Genomic DNA, 17,384 nt, shown 5'->3' with positions numbered 1-17,384 from the left:
GTGCCATGGGCGCTGACGGCGGACATCCCGCACCGGCCCGCTTCTGATGGTGATGGATAACTGACGCCGTGGGGTGGGGGGAATGCGGCCGCTGGAGCTTTCGCCTTCCCCCGCTTTCATCGCACAGCCCGCGTCACGGACCCCGGCCAGCGCCTCATTCAGCGGAACACATGTTCCAGCAGCGGCAGTGTGCCCGCCCATGAAATGTCGCTCGACAATTCATGATAACTCAACCCCTCCAGCTGTTGTTCATGGGCATATTTATCCGTGAAGCCATGATCCGCAGCCCCGAACAGCGTGATCTGATAGTCACGATGCCGCGCATCGATCATTTCCTGCCGAAGCGCCGCGACATCCGCATCCGGCGCCCAGGGGTCGCCCCCGCCGGTGTAGATGACGATCTGGCCTTTGATGCTGCCGGGTTGGGCCTTCTGATAGGTCGTCAGAATACCATGGTAGCTGATCGCGGCGCGCAAATCCGCGCCGCTGCGCGCCAGTTCCAGCGACGTGGTGCCGCCATAGCAGAAACCAAGAGCCGCGATGCGCCTTTCATCGACATAGGGCAGACCCTTCGCGGCATCGAACCATGCGACAGTGCGCGCGCGTTGCTTCGACGGGTTGTCCAGGAACTCCTGATAGGCAGGTCCAAAGCCTTCCGGGCCTGCGCCTTCCAGATGCGCGCCATACATGTCGGTGCAGATCGCAACATAGCCCAGAGCTGCCAGCTTCTTCGCGGCAGGCTCCACGACTTCCTTGTGCGCGATCCCCATGCCGCTGTGCATGACCAGAACAGTCGGGCGGGGTTGATCGCCATCGGGGCGCGCAATATAGCCGCGAAGCAGCGTTCCAGCATGTTCCAGTTCGATCGGCTCCATTGTCTCGAACATCTTCTTCCTTTCCGTTATTATTGTCAGTTTGGCCTACCGGACCGTCGCTCTGCCGCAGTCCGGACCGGTAAGTCGAGACACAACTGCGGCCGCGACCGCCAGGGAAAATGGCTGGGTCGGCCATTCCACGACATTGTGGGCAGGGTTAGCATCGCATGATCCTCGTTCGCACCGCATCCAGAAAGGTCAACCGCGACAGTACGGATGCTCCATTGTGCTCACAGCACTGCGCCCGAAGCCTTCACGAAGGAGGAAAGCATGAAACCTATCTTGCGAAGGGATGCTGCCCCAACGCCGTCAATACATTTGCACCGTTTCCAGTAGATTACCTTCCAAGTCGTGCCAGAACGCAATCAGGGCGCGATGCTGCCTGTCATTCCGCTGTTCGGCGATCTGCCCTCCATTCTGCACCACGCGTTCGATCAGGCCATCAATGTCGTCGGTGAAGAACACATGCACAGTCTGGTCATGCGAAACCGCCCCATCATCCAGGAACTTTATCAGAACGAGAGGGACATGGCCGCCATCGGGGAATTTGAAAAGTATTTCCTCCATCGGCCGGTGATTCATGACGGACTTGAAGCGCATCGCCGGAACAATTCCGAACACATGCTGATAGAAGGCGGCACTACGGTCGAGGTCGCGCACAATCTGCTTGGCCTGGAAGGTCCCGGGCGGCAGGCTCTCCGCGGTTGCGGCGTGCTTGCCTGCCAGATGGCCTTGCCGATCGGGTGGCGCTGTATTCCGTCCCCCATCCTCGGCCTGAGCGGACACGCCGCCAAGGCCCGCGATGGCGACCACGGGCAGGACAAGCCGGCAAGCGTCTGACAACATATTGGCGGTAATCATTTTCTCCTCCTCTTCTTCGGCATACAGGCGCATCGGCCGCAACGGGTGCCTGGTGATGCTCGCCGCCCGGCACACGGTCGAGCCGACAAAAGCCTCCACTGCACCCGATGCCGATTATCGAAAGACAGGTGCCGTAGCTTCAACGGGGTCGAAGCTTTGCTCCCCAATAGTTGAAGGGAAGGTCGGACAAGTGCCGTTGCAATCCCGTCATAAAATCAGGAGGATGAATGATTGGCTTGAACGATGATGAACTCCTCGCGGCCATGCGGCCCGATCTCCGCAATGTCGTCCGGTCCCTGGCAAACCGCCCTGGGGCACGAATGACCCCGCTGGAGATGATCGAATTTAATTGCGAACATGCCAAACGCTTCATGGCCGGTGATTTCGAAGGCATCATGAATCATTCGCTGATCGATGAGCCGGTCTATGAGTTCTATCCCAGCCGTATCCGCGTGAGCGGCAAGGAGGCTGTTCATCGCTATCACGAACTGAACTACAACATCGTGATCGCGCAGGTCGATCCGAAGCGCCGCGTGACACCCGCCGAAGAAAGCGTGACATATACGCGAACCTTTGGTGAAAACAGCTATGGTACCGAGGTCAGCGGTTTGTTCAGGCTTGGCGACGGCGACTATCAGCGCTGCTTCTTTAATGCGGTAATTCCCTTCCAGGATGGCAAGATGGTCGGTGAGCGGGTCTGGAAAGACCAGAAGCTCAGCAATTTCTTCGTCAGCGCGCTGGAAGCGGATGGGACGTTTTTCGATCTGCCCGGCGTGCAGCGATTCTAGACGTAAAAACCAGACGATGAAGGAGAGCCAACATGTCCACAATGACTTTGGAAGCCCGTTCCACGCTCAGGATCATCGATGCGGATACCCATTATACTGAACCCCATGATCTGTGGACCAGCCGCGCGCCCGCATCGTTGCGAGCCCGTGTGCCGCAGGTGAAAGTACATAATGGCGAAAAGGCATGGGTGATCGATGGCGACAAGCTGATCGGTTTTGGCGCCAATCCCGCCAGCGTCATCATGAAGGACGGCAGCAAGCTGAATTCCATGCACAGCTTCCTCGCCACCCAGATCGAGGACGTGCACCCCAGTTCCTACGACATGAAGGCGCGGGTCGCGATGATGGACAGTCAGGGCATCTATGCGCAGGTGGCCTATCCCAACATCATGGGTTTTGGCGGCAGCCGGGCGTCCGACATCGATCCGCAGCTCCGCCTTGCAACGATCCAGATGTATAATGACGCGGTCGCCGAAGCGCAGGCCGAGTCAGGGGACAGGTTCTTCCCGATGTGCATCATACCCTGGTGGGACATGAAAGCTGCACTGGCTGAGATCGAGCGGGCGGCGGAGCTTGGCCTGCGCGGCATCGCGATGGGTTCGGACCCGCACGAGCAGAGGGCCAGCAACGGCGACCAGCTTCCCGACCTGGGTGATCCGCACTGGAATCCGCTGTGGGAGATATGCGAGTCGCTCAATTTTCCGATCAACTTTCACGTCGGCGCCAACGACTCCTCCATGCTCTGGATTGGTGATCTAGGCTGGCCGTCTATGGCTGACAATCTGAAGGCCGCCCTGCAACAGCCTATGCTCAGCATGCAGAACGGGCGCGTTGTCGGAAACATCATATGCTCCGGCCTACTGGACCGCTACACGAAACTGACGTTCGTATCCGTTGAAAGCGGGATTGGATGGATTCCGTTCCTGCTGGAATGCATGGAATTCCAGTTCCACGAAACAGCGAGCGAGTTCAAATTCGACCTGACGCCCGCCGAGTATTTCAGGCGCAATTTCTTGGGCTCATTCTGGTTGGAGAACCGCAATCTTGCCAACGACATCAGGGCGGTAGGCGTCGACAGCGTCATGTTCCAGACCGACTTTCCGCATCCCACATGCCTGTATCCGGTGGGAGACGTCGAAGGCCGGGTTTCGGAACTAACGGCGGAAGAACGCGCCAAAGTGCTCAGCCTGAATGCCGCACGCGTCTATAATATTCCTCTGTCCTGACAAACCGGCGCCGGGCAGTCGGCTCTGCCGTCGCCTCCCCGGCGCCCGCTCAGGCGACCTGTTGCCCTGCATTTGGCAACGGCGGCATGGCGGGTCGCGCCGCAGAAAGCATGACCACGACCACCGCCTGCACCACTGCGAAGGCGACGAACATCATGTCGTAACTGCCCCAGATGTCGTGAATTTCACCCGCTCCAACCGCGCCAAGGGCGACGAATGCCGACTGGATCGGGATCATCAGCCCGCGCAATGTACCGTAGGAAGCGAGGCCGAAGACGTCCGCTTGCAACACCGGAAATAGTGCCGCAAATCCCCCGACTGAAAGGCCGAGCAGGGTGACGAAAATGAATAGCTGCACCGGACTGTGGATCAGGAGGAACGTCGCCGACAGAGGAATACCCACCACCAGCAATCCGATTATGAGGTTGAAGCGGTCGATGCGATCGGCAAAGACCGCCAGCAGCAGCTTGGCCGCGACGGCCGCTCCGGCGTAAGCGGACGCCATGAACGCGCCCTGCGTCATCGTCAGCCCATAGTCCAGGCCCAGCGGCACCACGGAAATGGCAAAGGTCGCCGAAATGCCGAAGGTCAGGGCGATGCTAACGGCGATCAGCCAAAACTGCGGCATCTTCAGGAAGTATCCGACGCTCGCGGGTCGCTCCGCAACGGCCGCGGCCTGATCCGTCGCTCCCGGTTCCAGTTCACCAGGGCGCGGACGTTCGCGCACGAGGATCGCTACCAGCATCAGGAAGATGATGAGGACAAGGCCGGTCACGAACAGCGCGGTCCGCCATCCGAACGCTTCCATGAGCAGCACCGTGGGCACTGGCACGATGACCTTGCCCATCGCCTGTCCGGTGACGGCGAGCGTCATGGCGCGCGCCCGATGAACCTTAAACCATCGCGCAACCAGCACGGTCATCGTCAACATGGCCGCACCGTCCAGACCGATGGCAATGCCGATCGCCAGCGCCATCATGCTGAGCCAGATCCAGTGCGACAAGGACAGGGTGATGAAACCCGCGCCGATCAGAAGGGCGGACACGCCCAGTATCAGTTTCAGGGGAAAGCGATCGAGCGCCCGACCGATAAAGGGCGCCCATATGGCGCTGCCCACATTTATCAGGACGAACGCGCTGTTCATTTCTGCGCGGGACAGACCGAATTCGGCGGACACGGGCACGACATAAAGAGAAAAAGAAGAAACTGTGGAGCCAAATACAAGAATATATATGACCGCAGCCAATATCACGATACGCCAGCCATAATATAATCGCATCCACCCCTCTCCCATATTTTCGAATAATGCATCCTGAAAATCTTATATTTATACAGGAAGCGCTCGCCAGCCATGCAGCGAACGCGTCCTTACATTACATTATTGTATCTTAGGGTTCACCGATGATTGGGAAGTTCGGGTGATCGAACGGTTCGTTGACGCCAATACCCAATCCATCGAAGGAGCGGTGCGGCGCGCCGGTATAAAGCGCATCCGACGGGAAATAGGTCATGGCAAGGCCCCAGCGAACATTATCAGTAAGGTTCGGACCGGCTGAATGCGGTGTCAGCGCATCGTGAATGGTCGCGTCACCCGCATTCAGGTGCAGCGGCGGGCTGACCCCGCACTGCTCCTCTATCCCCGGATAGGCTTCCACCATGTCCTGATCCTCGATATGTGAGTAACGGCCCATCATGCCTAGCCGGTGCCCGCGATCGATGAAACGCAGCGAACCCATTTCCGGGCTGACCGGTGCGAGCGCGAGCCAGAGCATCACCATCGATTCACGATCGAACGGAAAATAGGGGCGGTCCTGATGCCAGCCCGTCGAACCTGATCCGGCCGACGCCTGACGCCCTTTCACGAACAGCGTGTTGCCGATGCGCCGCGCCTTGCGCGGACCCGTGAACGGATTACTCATCAAACGCGCCGCCACATGACCCAGGCTGCGGGAATCGTAAAGGCGCTGGAACGCCTCGCTGGCCTTCGACGGTTCGTTATAAATGTGGAACTGCGCCATCTGGTGACCGCGTAGCCCCTTATCGGCGGCGTTGCCCACGCGACTGACATTTGATTGCAGTTCGCCGTCGGCATCACCCATCATCAGCCGCTGCGCTTCCGACCGCAACAACTCAGCATCTTCCGCGCTGATGAGCTGCGGCAGCTTGACCCAGCCATGCTCGTAAAAAAATTCGCGCTCTGCCTCCGTGACATCGCGCGCCACGATCGTCCGATCCTCCACCATCAACTCTGCCATATCGAAAATATCCTCATCCTTGTTCAGATTACACGCGCACGGCGATGCGACAGAACAGATGCCCAGCTTATGATTGCCAAAACATCTGATAGCACTCAAATTTCATATATTACATGTAATTTTATGTCAATATCTCGCCAGAATCTCCAACACCAGGAGGGCATTATTCCAGCCAGGCCCGCGTTCAGATCAGGTGGACTGGCCGCGCGTCACGGGGAGCAACGCTCCACTGATCGAACGGGCCGCAGGCGAGGCAAGGAACAGGATCACATCCGCTATCGCCTGTGGCTGCACCTATTGTGCGGTATCCGCATCTGGCATGTCGGCCCGATTGACTGGTGTATCGATGATGCTGGGCAGTATCGCATTGGCCGTGATGTTGCTGCCCGCCAGTTCAGCCGCCAGCGCTTCGGTCAACCGATGTACGCCAGCCTTGGACGCGGCGTAGGCGCCCATGCCGGCCCCCGCCTGAACGGCTGCCTGAGCGCCGATATTTACGATCCGACCTGCGGGCGAGCGTTTTAGCGCAGGAAGCGCCGCCCTGGTGATCGTCATGTTGGAGAGAAGGTTCATGGCGAACATCTTCTCCCAGGCGTCAACCCCACCATCTTCAACCGTCTGCCATGTGAAACCTCCAGCAACATTCACGAGGACGTCAACGCCGCCGTGCGCATTCGCCGCGTCAGCCACTGCGCGCTCAGCCATAGCGGTGTCGGTCAGGTCGATCCCTGCAAAATCCATCCCCCGCGCAATGCTGTCCGGGGCAACAGGCGCGAAATCGACTCGCGCAACCCTGTCGCCCTGATCGGCGAAGGCTGCTGCCACGACGCGGCCCAAAACCCCAAAACCACCCGTTACCATGATACTACGTTCACTCACGAATCAGCTCCCATCTTAAAAGTTGTGATAGATAACAGTCGACATCGTCTCCCTGTTCAATCCAAATTGCCGACGGCCGCACCGCACTTATCGACTGTCGACATCGCTCGCACAACTGCTGTTGCTCTCGATCAGCACTTTGGAACCCTCGCTTGGTCCGGTGATGAATGAAGCATCTGGCCGAAACGCTCGCAGCCAACGATCCCCGATTGACTCACCTCCGATTACATGTAATATTTGATATGTGCTACCGATGATAGGAGAGAAATCTTGCCTGAACTGATCACCCCCAAGAATCCCGCGGCCGCGCCGGCAGGCGAGCGCCCCAAAATCAAGCTTTTCCGCTTCGCGGACACCTTCCCCGTGCAGTGGCACGAAAACAAGATCGGTGCGACGCACCGCCCCTGGTGGTTCTACGACGTTCGCGACTCATCGGACTGGTTCAACATTTTCTGCATTTCCTGCCTCCAGCCGGGCCAGTCGGAAGGCTTCCACAGCCACCTGCCCGAGAATGAGGGCCCGTATGAGTGCTGGTACTTGGTCTATCAGGGCAAGGGCCAGGTGCGGACGGAATTTGCCGACTATAATGTCGAAAAGTTCGATGCTGCCTTCATTCCACCGCACGCTTCGCACCAGATGCGCAACAATTCGGACGAACCGCTCTGGTATGCCACACTGTCGTCGCGCGGCGGCCATCCGCTGCGGGTTGATACCTATCAGATGGAATGTTCCGAAGCGCGTCCGGGCTATATGGAAGAATATGAGCGCATCATGGCGGTCCGCCGCGAGAATGGCCTGCCCGTTCCATAAGCGGACCCCCCTCCAACCATAAACAAATCGAAAAGCCACTGAAAAATAACGACGCAGGAGTGGATATGGCCGGGGAACCGAACGCGATTTTCAGGGGCGTCGTGCGCAGCGCGCGACGCACACCCGGCGCAGTGGCTATTCGTTTTGTTGATCGCAGCTGGACATATGCGCAGCTGATTGCGGCCGCGGTCGCCTTTGCCGATGAACTGACCCGCCAGGGCGTTCATGCAGGCGACCGCGTCGCATTTCTGGGGCGCAACAGCGACGCCTATGCAATCGGCTATCTCGCCGTCCAATATCTGGGTGCGATCCACGTACCGATAAACTTCATGCTGCGGGAACATGAGGTCGCCTATATCCTCAATCACAGCGCGCCGCGGCTGTTGTTCACGGACGATGAATTTTCAGCCGTCGCGCGGGCCGCCGTCACGGCCACCGGCCCGCACATCGATTGCCTGCCGCTGCAGGCGCCACAGTCATTCGAGCCCTTCGACTTTGCCGAAGATCAGCGCGAACCGCCAGAACTACCGCAACCGGCGCAGATCGCCTATACCAGCGGCACAGAATCCGCACCCAAGGGCGCGTTGCTCTCGGACCAGGGGCTGGTCCATCAATATCTGAGCTGCATCGCCGTGGGTGAATATCTGGAGAGCGATGTCGTCGTCCACGCGCTGCCACTCTACCATTGCGCCCAGCTTCATTGTTTCCTGATACCGTCGCTGTTCCTGGGCAACGAAAGCATCATTCTCGATCGCGTCGACATTGGCGAAGTCATCGAAACCATCCGGTCGACAGGCGCCACTTCCTTCTTCGCGCCGCCGACGGTCTGGATCGGCATATTGGGTCATCCCGGTTTCGATCCGCAGAAATTGTCCACGCTGCGCAAGGGCTATTATGGCGCCTCGATCATGCCGACGGAGGTCATCCATCGGATGCGGGAGCAACTGCCCTGGCTGCGCTTCTGGAACTATTATGGCCAGACCGAGATCGGCCCGTTGGCGACCGCGCTTCGACCCGAAGAGCATGAAGAGCGGCCCGCTTCCGCCGGCCGGCCGGTGCTGTTCGTCGAAACCCGCGTGGTCGACGACGATATGCGCGACGTGGCACCGGGCGCGGTGGGCGAGATCGTCCATCGCTCCCCGCAACTGCTGATGCGCTATTATCGCGACCCGGAAAAGACCACGGCGGCCTTCGAAGGGGGCTGGTTCCACAGCGGCGATCTGGGAGTGATGGATGACAAGGGCTATATCACGATCGTCGATCGTAAGAAGGACATGATCAATTCGGGCGGCGAGAATGTCGCATCACGCGAGGTGGAAGAAGCCATCTACAAGCATCCCGCTGTGGATGAAGTCGCAGTTGTCGGCCTGCCCGATCCCAAATGGGTAGAGCGGGTCTGCGCAGCCATCGTATTGAAGGCTGGCAGTTCCGCGACCAGCGACGACATATTGCGTGCCTGCGAGAACATGGCCCCGTTCAAGCGCCCGAAGGACATCGCCTTTGTCGCAAGCCTGCCAAAAAATCCGTCGGGGAAGATCTTGAAGCGTGAACTGCGCCAGTTGCTTTCCGACGCGGCGAATATCTGAACAACTTAGTTTTGGGAGATCGACGATGAGTATTCATGCAAAGCCGCTTTCATCATCGTTCGGCGTCGAGATCATTGGACTCGACCCGCGCAATCTGGACGACGAAGGCAAGGAGGCCGTCAAGCTGCTGTTCGACAATCATCATTTCATTCTCTTCCGCAATGCCGGCGTGGACGAGGACCAGCATCTCAACATCGTCAAGGCGATCGGCCCGATTTCCGGCGGCGACGCGCTGATGAAGGACGGCAAACAGTTCACTTACATTTCCAACGTCCATACCGACGGCCGCCTGCCCAATGGCGAGCTTTTCTATCATTCGGACCACATGTTCCTGGAAAAGCCGCTCAAGGGCATCTCGCTCTATTCGATCGAAGCACCCAGGCAGGGCGGTGAAACCCGCTTCTTCAACGCGGCGGCCGCTTATCAGGGCCTGCCGGCCGATCTCAAGGAACGGATCAAGGTTCTGTCGGCCCGGCACGTCTACGACTACAGCGTAAACCGCGGTGACAAGCGGCCAGATGCCGAGCATCTGAGCGACAATGCCGACACCTTCATTCACCCGCTTGTCTGGCATCACCCCGAAAGCGGCACGCCGCTGCTGTTCCTGAGCCGCCTGTTCACAACCGACATCATCGGCCTGGACAAGCAGGAAAGCGACGAACTGCTGGACCAGTTGCTGGACTATGTCGATAGCCGCGGCGACGACTATGTGCACAAATGGGAAGCAGGCGACCTCATCATCTGGGACAATCTGCATCTCCAGCATGCACGCAACGACTTCCCTGCCGGGGAACGCCGCGCACTGCGACGCGTGCCGATCGCCCTGGCCGCGTAAATGACAGGTGGGGAGGGACGGATGGCCCTCCCCCGCTTATGCGGCGCAGATGTGGTCAGGCCCGGATCTGGCATAATATTTTTGTGAATCCTGCATATCGGAAATGGCCGTGCTGTCATGCGCGGCAAACAACGGTGCGCGATTAGCGTCGACTGAATACTGGCTGAAAGATAGGTTCAGCTATTTGGCATGCGCAATACCGTCAAGCGGTAGTCAAGCCGAAAGCGGCGATAAGCAGGCCATAAAAGGAGCAGATGATGATTGAACTATTTGGTGGCGATACGCCCAATGTTATGAAGGTTGTCATTGCTCTGGAGGAACTAGGTCTAGAGTATAAACACAATTATTTCGATATCGTCAACGACAAGGACGATCCGAAATTTCGTGCGGTAAACCCGAACGGCCGGATTCCAGCGATTATCGATAGCGAAGGTATTGACGGCACCCCGCTACCATTGGCCGAGTCTGGTGCAATTCTTTATTATTTGGCAGAAAAGCACGGAGCATTCTACCCTACCGATCTCAAGAAACGCTATGCCACCATGCAGTGGCTGATGTTTCAGATGTCGGGTATCGGCCCGATGTTCGGTCAGTATGTCTATTTCAGCCGTCGTGTTCAGAACCAGCAGCACGGCCACGATCGCTATGCAACAGAAGTGCTTCGCCTTTATGACGTTGTGGAAAAGCGTCTCGGCGAAAGCCGCTTCCTGGCATGCGACGAATATACGATCGCGGACATGGCGACTTTCCCGACGCTTCACTATGTCAAGGTAACGGGCATGAATCGCGCCGATTATCCCAATATCGGCCGTTGGATGGAAGAGATCGCCGCTCGGCCGGCCGTGGATCGCTCATTCAAGGCGATGGGCGATATAGACCTGGAGGCTCCCATGAGCAGCTATCCTTTGACCGAGGATCAGTGGGATCGCATGTTTGGTCGAGGCAAATATTCCCGAGCAAATACCCTCCGAGACGCCTGAACCTCTCGGTCTCGCCGGTTGTGTGGAAATGTCCGGATCACCAGAGGAGCGGTCGTCAAACTGTCGCCAGACGGTTTGGGGGCCGCCACATCATGTTATGAAGAAGGAAGGGTGCTTCCATGACTGTTTCAGGACTGACCGATCGAGAACAGATATACGACCTTAAAGTCCGCTATGGTCGCGCCGTCGATACTTACGACACGGACCTGATGCGTTCCTGCTTCACCGAAGATGCCACCTGGCGCTATGATCCGATCGGCGGCGAGGGCCAGCTCATGCGGGGCTGGGACGAGTTTTCGATCTTCTGGGCCCAGATGCAGGAACCGATGCAATGCACGCATCAGTTTACCAATTTCACCTTCGACATACAGGGCGATGACGCGGCCTATTCCTGCCTGCTGCTGGCGCAGCACTGGCCACGCGGTGCGGATTTTGCCGGCCGCAAGGTGCCTCTTTTCACTGTCGGAGGACGCTATGACAGCCGCGCCCGACGGACGAAAAGCGGATGGCGCATCTATGAGCATCGCGAGACGACGCTGTGGGAATGTGGCGATGCGGGCGCAATATGGGGTCAGCCCGGTCAGGATTCTGCCTGACCTCGCAGACAGTCCCGAGCGCAGCGTGCCGAGCGCGATATGACCGCGAGGGCGCAGCGTCCCTCGCCTTTCATTCGCGACGCCGCATAGTCATCAGGCATCCCAAGAGGAAGGTGCGCCGATGAAACGATATTCGCGGGCGTACAATGCGTCGCCAGCATCCGCACCCACGCTCTCCATGTCGGCGAACCAGGACATGCGGATGATCCGGGCAGCCGATTCCACCTTTTCCCAGTCATAGCTTTCGGTCATGACAAGCTGGTGGGCGACCATATTGTCCACGACCCTGCGTGCGGGGGGAAGCGGCGGCGGCACATTGCCCGCGTCGGCAAAGGTCTGGATCAGCTTGATGCCGGGCGTCCGCTGCTCCAGCGCGGAATCGATCGGCGGTCCGGCAACAATGATTTTCTCCGCGGTGACGACATAAAGTTCGAAACCGCTGAACAGCGACTGGTCGTCCACCAGAACCTGCTGGAAATCCTCCATCGACTTATAGGCTTGAGCGGGCGTCAATAGATGCATGACATCGGGCACGACCCAATGTTCCGTGACGGCAGCGGGAAACCCGTCACCGTCGACGATGTTGACGGTGTAACCGCGCAGCCCTTGCGTCAGCTTTTTCCCCAGTGGCGCATGATTGGTGATATAGTGATGGGCAAAGTTTTCAGTCGTCCTATCGGGATGTCTCTTGAAAAAAAAGATGCTCTTTTCCATGATAATCCTGCTCCTTTTCTGTCATTTGATTTTCCATGGACCTTCCCGGAAAATCATATTGTCGAGCGCGTAGTTACTTCCTTCCCATATAAGCCAGGATATCGATCTTTCCTTCTGGTATGAAGCTCTCGGCCAGTTTGAACTTCTGGATTTTGGTCGCGCTCATCGGCCATTCGTTGACGAAACGGACATAGCGGGGGACTTTGTAGCTCGCGATATTGCCCGCACAATATTCGATGACTTCGGCCTCCGACATGGTTTCGCCGAATTTGAGCTCGATATAGGCGGCTACAACTTCGACCAACCGGTCATCCGGTGCGCCAATGATCTGGGCCATCTTGATCTTGGGATGGCGGGACAGGAAGCCCTCCACCTCAACTGCCGCAACATTTTCGCCGCCGATCTTCAGCATGTCCTTGATGCGGCCGCCATAGGCAAGCTGGCCGTCCTCATCGATCCAGCCGGTGTCGCCGCTACGGAGCCACCCGCCGGGCAGCATCGTCTTGGCCGTCTGCTCCTCATCCTTGAAATAGCCGGAAAAGAGAGGTCCCGCGATCTGGATTTCGCCCTTTACCCCGGTGGGCAATTCTTCGAGCGTTTCCGGGTCGACGATGCGGATTCGATGCGTGCGCAGCGGCTTGCCGACACGCTCGACCCGCTGGTCCAGCGTATCGTGCGGACTTGCCATGGTGCTGATGCCCCCGCTTTCGGTGAGGCCATAGCAGGCAATCTGCGTCGCCTGCGGAATGTCCGCGGCGAATTTGCGGAGCAGGTCGGGCGCGCCGATGTTGATCATCAGGCGCAGGCGCGAAAGGTCACGACGCTTGAAGTCACGATGGTCCGTCATGGCCGCAGTCAGCGCCGGGAAAGCCGAATAGCAAATGGTCGCCCCGGTTCGTTCCATTTCCTCCAGTGCGGGACCGGCCTGGAAATGGGTCTGGCACACGAAGGTCGCGCCCACCTGGCGGCAGGCGTTGAGCGGCAGATGCGACGACAGGTGATAAAGCGGAAGCGGATCCCAGAAAACGTCCTCCTCTGCCAGTTCCAGACGTTCTGCAATCGCCCCCGCCACCTCCACAACGACGCGATGGCTGATCATGCACGCCTTGGGTTGGGCCGTGGTGCCCGATGAGAAGATGATCATCGCGGTGTCATCGGGCTGAACCGCTGCGACACGCTCGGCCAGCATCTCGTCCGAAATGTTGAGGCCACCCTTTTCGAATTCGGCTTCGGTCGGCCACCTGTCTTCATCATGCGCGTTAAAGTGAAAGACGCTGAGAAGCCGCGGCGCACCCTCCACACGCAATTCTTCGCCTGCGCGCCATTTGCCAAGTTCCGGGAACTGACTGCACAGCAGCGCACGCAGGTCGAGATGCGGGCGCGCGGCGCCGGTGATGAACAGTTCCGTGATTTCTGCGTGGCGCAGGACATATTGCAGGTCTTCGCCGCGATAGCGCGCATTGAGAACGACCGCGCACGCGCCGATCATGTTGATGGCGCCGACAAGGACGGCATATTCCCAACTGTTGGGCATCAGTATGCCGATATGTTCTCCCGGCTGGATCCCCAGTGCAAGCAGGTTTCGTGCGCAGGCGATCGTCTGGCGCGCGAATTCGGCATGGCTGGCCTGCCGGTCGCCCAGGATGAACGCGGTCCGATCAGGCCATTTTTGCGCGGCCTGCAAGATGGAATGGCCGATAGTATTGGGTCCCGCATGGAGATCCAGCGCAGAAGACATATTTTATTCCTTGGCTGCAAATATTGTGTCGCGATAGCCGATCTTCCATTCGCCATGCTCGACCACGAACTTGTCGACATATTTCGCGACGACATAGGGTGCTTCCAGCTTCGGCAGGCCGGTCGCATTTTCGCGATAGCTACGATAGACCGTCACATAGGACACCGCTTCGGCCGTTTCGGCGCCGGACACGGTTACCAGCAGATTGGTCGCCGCATGGATCAGCGGATCGGTCGTGAGCTTGTCGAAGAAGGCGCCGATCGCGGCATGGCCCTTGATCTCGCCCGTGTCGGTGCGGTTGAGTACCCCGTCCCGCGCGAACAGCGACACCAACCGTTCGAACTGGCGCGTGTCGACACATTCGCAATATTCCAGCATCAGCCTTTGGCACGCGCGTTCGGCCAGAAGTATGTTCAGATCAGTCATTATCTGTCTCCCAAGTTGCAAGAGCTCACCCCGAATGAGGTCACAGAGATAAACCACCGTCGGCGATGATTGTCTGCCCCGTGATAAAACTTGCCTCGCTCGAACACAGGAAGGCGGTGATGCCGGCGACATCGTCACCGGTGCCGAAACGGCGCAGCGGCGTATTTTTCCTGGACTGTTCCCAGATTTCGTCGCTGTAGATCGAGTCCATCAGCGCACCGCCGATGCCGACCTCCATAATGCCGGGCGCGACCGTGTTGGCGCGTACGCCGAACCGCCCTTCCTCCTTGGCGACGGCGCGGCAGAGCGTTTCCGATCCCGCCTTGGGTACGGCGGACAGGGCGTCGCCAACGACGAACCAGTGCGGCGCGACCGATCCGATATTGACGATGCTCCCGTGCGTCTCGCGCAGCACGGGAAGGACTTGCCGGACGAGGGCAATGAAACCCATCAGTTCCGCCTGCACGGCCTCATGCCACTGGTCAGGCTGCAATTTCGATACATGGATCTGAGGGATGTGAACGCCGGATGAGAAGATCACAGCTCGCAGCGCCCCGCTGCGCGCATGGGCGGCCCGGACGATCTCGGCCAACGCCTGCTCATCGGCGACATCGAGCCGGTGAGACGCAACATCGGCGATCCCACCAAGCTCCTCGCGCAGCGCCTTCGCCTTCGCCTCGTTGGAGCGATAGGTGAAGTCGACATGATCCCAGTCCTGGGCCAGACGCCGCACGATTGCGCTTCCCAGCCCCCCCGTGCCGCCCAGAACCAGAGCGCCGCCTTCCTCTTTGCTCACCCCTCACTTACCTTCCCGAGGGCGTGGGCCGCCCCCCCTTCCAAACCTTTGACGCCAATCTATCGCGATCGCCGCGTCCAAAACCTATCTTGCGACGAGTATCGGCGGGGGACGGCGAATCCGGCGCCCGCAATTCCTTCGTTTCACGGGCCGGGGTGAATGATGACCTTTCTTTGGGAAGGTCGCGCCAGGGAAACCATCGCCATTATGAGCGGATGAAAACGACTATGCCCCCTCACCAGCAAGTGCGCCTGCGCGGCGACGGTCTGTCGCTGGCGGCCGACATATATGGCCCGACATCGGGGCAGCCGGTGATGTTCTTTCACGGCGGCGGGCAGAGCCGCCGGTCCTGGCGCGGCCCGGCGCGCCGCCTGGGCGCGGCAGGATACCAAGCGATCACGGTCGACCTGCGCGGGCACGGCGAGAGCGATTGGGCGACGGACGGCGACTATCTGCTAGACGCCTATGCGCGCGACGTGGAGGCGTTGATCGATAGGCTGGAAGCGCCGGTCGTGCTTGTTGGCGCTTCGCGCGGCGGGCAGTCGGCGCTGGTCGGCGGGTCCCGCAGGCCGGGCCGCGTTGCGCTGATCATGCTGGCGGATGTCGCCCCAGCGATGCGCGACGAAGGGATTGACGAGATCCGCGCCTTTTTTGCCGCGAGCATGAAAGGATTTCGCAATGCCGATGCAGCGGCGGACGCACTCTCTCTTCATCTGGGCCGCGAACGGACCGCCGATACATCGGGCCTGCTGGCGGCGATGCGCCGGGGCGAGGATGGGCTGCTCTACTGGCGCTGGGACCCCGCGACGGTGCGGCCCGAATTCCTCCATCCGCCATCGGAGGGGGAGGCTCTGCTGGCCGCCGCCGGCCGGCTGCGCGATCCGGTCGTGCTGGTACGGGCGGAGCTTTCCAGCATCGTCACCGATGGAAGCGTCGCCCTGTTCCGCGAACTAACGCCGCAGCTCGAGGTCGTGGTCGCCCATGGTGTCGGCCATATGTTCACCGGCGACCAGAATGATGCCTTTGCCGAGACGCTGCTGGAGCGGTTACGGGGAATGGCTGGTGGCTGACGATTCTCTTCGCCTATCGTCGGAAAGGTGCGCGCGCGCCCTGCCCGGCGCCATGCCATCCGATGTTGAAATGCCCTTCGCTTCACTGGCGACGGCAGCAAGAAAATTACCCGAGATTTTTCTGATCACGAAGGGAATGTAAATTGGACCCCTTAAGCAAATTGATGCAGAGATACTGCTTCGCCTATACGGCCACCCATGACTTCAGCGTCGCCGACAAGATCATGGCCGACGACTACACATTCTATATGGGCGAGCACGTCTTCACCGGTCGTGAGGAAGCCTACAAGCCCGCCGCCGACCGCCAGTTCAAAGCCTATCCGGGCCTTGGCTTCACAGTGCATGATTTCTTTTCGAATGGTGATCGCTGCGCCATGTTCTTCAGCGAACATGGTCATTCGCTGCAATATGACACGCCGACCGCGTGGCACGGCGTCAGCCTGTATCGCTGGAATGGCGAGCGGCTGACGGAATGCCGGATCGAGCAGGATTACTATGGCCGCCGCCGTCAGTTGACCAGCAAGCTGCCCGACCCGATCGGCCAGGCCGCCTACGCGCCCTGGACCGTGCCGGTCGAAAAACCGAGCGCAGAAAATGAGCGGATCGTCACCGAATGGATCGAAAAGGGCGGCCTGCTGCGCAGCGCGATCGGCAGTCTGGACGATGAGAGCGTCGCGCCGTCCATCGACCGCGTGCTGTTCAGTGACGAAAGCGCCAGGGTCGTCGACATTCTCTCGGCGGGCAAGCGGGTCGCCTTCCAGGTCGCGATCGACGGTGCCTATGCTGGCGGCCTCCCGGCGCTGGCCGGCCATGAAGGCACCCGCGCGTCGCTCTATGCCACCGGCATCGCCTATGTCGAAAATGGCGCGATCACCAAGATCCGCGCCGTGACCGACCGCTATACGATGGAACGCCGGGTGCTGGCGGTGGCCAAAGGCTGAAAACGGGA

Annotated in this window: 18 protein-coding genes; 9 read left to right on the top strand and 9 right to left on the bottom strand. The window is 59.3% G+C overall.

Features of this window, described 5'->3' with window-relative positions; genetic code table 11:
- Positions 1 to 158: 158 nt before the first annotated feature.
- The gene (locus tag F7P65_RS16345) at positions 159 to 887 is read right to left on the bottom strand and encodes a dienelactone hydrolase family protein (protein WP_150293511.1); all 729 of its coding nucleotides are present in this window, start codon (positions 885 to 887) and stop codon (positions 159 to 161) included.
- Positions 888 to 1,184: 297 nt separating this feature from the next.
- The gene (locus F7P65_RS16340; RefSeq protein ID WP_150293509.1) at positions 1,185 to 1,769 is read right to left on the bottom strand and encodes a VOC family protein; all 585 of its coding nucleotides are present in this window, start codon (positions 1,767 to 1,769) and stop codon (positions 1,185 to 1,187) included.
- 194 nt (positions 1,770 to 1,963) lie between these two features.
- Between F7P65_RS16340 and F7P65_RS16335 the strand changes: the two genes are divergently transcribed.
- Both F7P65_RS16335 and F7P65_RS16330 read left to right on the top strand, forming a co-directional pair.
- Entirely contained in the window at positions 1,964 to 2,524 is a 561-nt protein-coding gene (locus F7P65_RS16335) for a hypothetical protein (RefSeq protein WP_150293507.1), read from the top strand.
- 32 nt (positions 2,525 to 2,556) lie between these two features.
- Positions 2,557 to 3,750 (top strand): amidohydrolase family protein, encoded by a 1,194-nt coding sequence (locus F7P65_RS16330; RefSeq protein WP_150293505.1) that lies wholly within the window; start codon positions 2,557 to 2,559, stop codon positions 3,748 to 3,750.
- Positions 3,751 to 3,799: 49 nt separating this feature from the next.
- Here F7P65_RS16330 and F7P65_RS16325 read toward each other — a convergent pair whose 3' ends face one another.
- From F7P65_RS16325 to F7P65_RS16315, 3 genes are all read right to left on the bottom strand, one after another.
- Positions 3,800 to 5,029, bottom strand: coding sequence for an MFS transporter (locus tag F7P65_RS16325; protein WP_162854674.1), 1,230 nt, complete (start codon positions 5,027 to 5,029; stop codon positions 3,800 to 3,802).
- Positions 5,030 to 5,138: 109 nt separating this feature from the next.
- A complete protein-coding gene (locus F7P65_RS16320; protein WP_162854673.1) occupies positions 5,139 to 5,993 on the bottom strand; it encodes a phytanoyl-CoA dioxygenase family protein in 855 nt (284 codons plus the stop codon).
- A gap of 306 nt (positions 5,994 to 6,299) precedes the next feature.
- Positions 6,300 to 6,884: an SDR family NAD(P)-dependent oxidoreductase gene (locus tag F7P65_RS16315; protein WP_420853321.1), complete on the bottom strand. Its 585-nt coding sequence runs from the start codon at positions 6,882 to 6,884 to the stop codon at positions 6,300 to 6,302.
- Positions 6,885 to 7,154: 270 nt separating this feature from the next.
- On the opposite strand from F7P65_RS16315, the gene F7P65_RS16310 reads away from it, so the two are divergent.
- From F7P65_RS16310 to F7P65_RS16290, 5 genes are all read left to right on the top strand, one after another.
- Entirely contained in the window at positions 7,155 to 7,694 is a 540-nt protein-coding gene (locus F7P65_RS16310) for a cupin domain-containing protein (protein WP_162854672.1), read from the top strand.
- A 65-nt stretch (positions 7,695 to 7,759) separates the two neighbouring features.
- Positions 7,760 to 9,280, top strand: a complete 1,521-nt coding sequence (locus tag F7P65_RS16305; RefSeq protein ID WP_150293497.1) for a fatty acyl-CoA synthetase — start codon at positions 7,760 to 7,762, stop codon at positions 9,278 to 9,280.
- A 25-nt stretch (positions 9,281 to 9,305) separates the two neighbouring features.
- A complete protein-coding gene (locus F7P65_RS16300; RefSeq protein WP_150293495.1) occupies positions 9,306 to 10,115 on the top strand; it encodes a TauD/TfdA dioxygenase family protein in 810 nt (269 codons plus the stop codon).
- Between the two features lie 254 nt (positions 10,116 to 10,369).
- On the top strand, positions 10,370 to 11,095 hold the full coding sequence (locus F7P65_RS16295) for a glutathione S-transferase family protein (RefSeq protein ID WP_205452126.1): 726 nt from the start codon (positions 10,370 to 10,372) through the stop codon (positions 11,093 to 11,095).
- Between the two features lie 119 nt (positions 11,096 to 11,214).
- Positions 11,215 to 11,691 (top strand): nuclear transport factor 2 family protein, encoded by a 477-nt coding sequence (locus F7P65_RS16290; RefSeq protein ID WP_150293493.1) that lies wholly within the window; start codon positions 11,215 to 11,217, stop codon positions 11,689 to 11,691.
- A 93-nt stretch (positions 11,692 to 11,784) separates the two neighbouring features.
- Here F7P65_RS16290 and F7P65_RS16285 read toward each other — a convergent pair whose 3' ends face one another.
- The 4 genes from F7P65_RS16285 to F7P65_RS16270 all read right to left on the bottom strand — a co-directional run bounded on the left by F7P65_RS16285 (position 11,785) and on the right by F7P65_RS16270 (position 15,365).
- Complete coding sequence (locus F7P65_RS16285; protein WP_150293491.1) at positions 11,785 to 12,405, bottom strand: hypothetical protein; 621 nt, start codon at positions 12,403 to 12,405, stop codon at positions 11,785 to 11,787.
- 73 nt (positions 12,406 to 12,478) lie between these two features.
- On the bottom strand, positions 12,479 to 14,143 hold the full coding sequence (locus tag F7P65_RS16280) for a class I adenylate-forming enzyme family protein (RefSeq protein ID WP_150293489.1): 1,665 nt from the start codon (positions 14,141 to 14,143) through the stop codon (positions 12,479 to 12,481).
- A 3-nt stretch (positions 14,144 to 14,146) separates the two neighbouring features.
- The gene (locus tag F7P65_RS16275; RefSeq protein ID WP_150293487.1) at positions 14,147 to 14,569 is read right to left on the bottom strand and encodes a nuclear transport factor 2 family protein; all 423 of its coding nucleotides are present in this window, start codon (positions 14,567 to 14,569) and stop codon (positions 14,147 to 14,149) included.
- Positions 14,570 to 14,609: 40 nt separating this feature from the next.
- Positions 14,610 to 15,365 carry an SDR family NAD(P)-dependent oxidoreductase gene (locus F7P65_RS16270; RefSeq protein ID WP_150293485.1) on the bottom strand — a complete coding sequence of 252 codons (756 nt, stop codon included), beginning with the start codon at positions 15,363 to 15,365 and terminating at the stop codon, positions 14,610 to 14,612.
- Between the two features lie 227 nt (positions 15,366 to 15,592).
- Here F7P65_RS16270 and F7P65_RS16265 point away from each other — a divergent pair, with 227 nt between their 5' ends.
- Complete coding sequence (locus F7P65_RS16265; RefSeq protein WP_240334335.1) at positions 15,593 to 16,435, top strand: alpha/beta fold hydrolase; 843 nt, start codon at positions 15,593 to 15,595, stop codon at positions 16,433 to 16,435.
- A gap of 164 nt (positions 16,436 to 16,599) precedes the next feature.
- On the top strand, positions 16,600 to 17,376 hold the full coding sequence (locus F7P65_RS16260; protein ID WP_240334334.1) for an ester cyclase: 777 nt from the start codon (positions 16,600 to 16,602) through the stop codon (positions 17,374 to 17,376).
- Positions 17,377 to 17,384 lie beyond the last annotated feature (8 nt).

Origin of the sequence: Sphingobium estronivorans (assembly GCF_008692605.1) — a bacterium.
In the GTDB taxonomy this organism is placed as follows: Bacteria; Pseudomonadota; Alphaproteobacteria; order Sphingomonadales; family Sphingomonadaceae; genus Sphingobium; species Sphingobium estronivorans.
This window is presented reverse-complemented; position numbering and strand designations above follow the sequence as displayed.

Excerpts from the sequence above, each read along its gene's own strand:
- F7P65_RS16345 (WP_150293511.1), bottom strand. The coding sequence starts at position 887 with ATGTTCGAGACAATGGAGCCGATCGAACTGGAACATGCTGGAACGCTG.
- F7P65_RS16340 (WP_150293509.1), bottom strand. The coding sequence starts at position 1,769 with ATGCGCCTGTATGCCGAAGAAGAGGAGGAGAAAATGATTACCGCCAAT.
- F7P65_RS16335 (WP_150293507.1), top strand. The coding sequence starts at position 1,964 with ATGATTGGCTTGAACGATGATGAACTCCTCGCGGCCATGCGGCCCGAT.
- F7P65_RS16330 (WP_150293505.1), top strand. The coding sequence starts at position 2,557 with ATGTCCACAATGACTTTGGAAGCCCGTTCCACGCTCAGGATCATCGAT.
- F7P65_RS16325 (WP_162854674.1), bottom strand. The coding sequence starts at position 5,029 with ATGCGATTATATTATGGCTGGCGTATCGTGATATTGGCTGCGGTCATA.
- F7P65_RS16320 (WP_162854673.1), bottom strand. The coding sequence starts at position 5,993 with ATGGTGGAGGATCGGACGATCGTGGCGCGCGATGTCACGGAGGCAGAG.
- F7P65_RS16305 (WP_150293497.1), top strand. The coding sequence starts at position 7,760 with ATGGCCGGGGAACCGAACGCGATTTTCAGGGGCGTCGTGCGCAGCGCG.
- F7P65_RS16300 (WP_150293495.1), top strand. The coding sequence starts at position 9,306 with ATGAGTATTCATGCAAAGCCGCTTTCATCATCGTTCGGCGTCGAGATC.
- F7P65_RS16295 (WP_205452126.1), top strand. The coding sequence starts at position 10,370 with ATGATGATTGAACTATTTGGTGGCGATACGCCCAATGTTATGAAGGTT.
- F7P65_RS16290 (WP_150293493.1), top strand. The coding sequence starts at position 11,215 with ATGACTGTTTCAGGACTGACCGATCGAGAACAGATATACGACCTTAAA.
- F7P65_RS16285 (WP_150293491.1), bottom strand. The coding sequence starts at position 12,405 with ATGGAAAAGAGCATCTTTTTTTTCAAGAGACATCCCGATAGGACGACT.
- F7P65_RS16280 (WP_150293489.1), bottom strand. The coding sequence starts at position 14,143 with ATGTCTTCTGCGCTGGATCTCCATGCGGGACCCAATACTATCGGCCAT.
- F7P65_RS16275 (WP_150293487.1), bottom strand. The coding sequence starts at position 14,569 with ATGACTGATCTGAACATACTTCTGGCCGAACGCGCGTGCCAAAGGCTG.
- F7P65_RS16265 (WP_240334335.1), top strand. The coding sequence starts at position 15,593 with ATGCCCCCTCACCAGCAAGTGCGCCTGCGCGGCGACGGTCTGTCGCTG.
- F7P65_RS16260 (WP_240334334.1), top strand. The coding sequence starts at position 16,600 with ATGCAGAGATACTGCTTCGCCTATACGGCCACCCATGACTTCAGCGTC.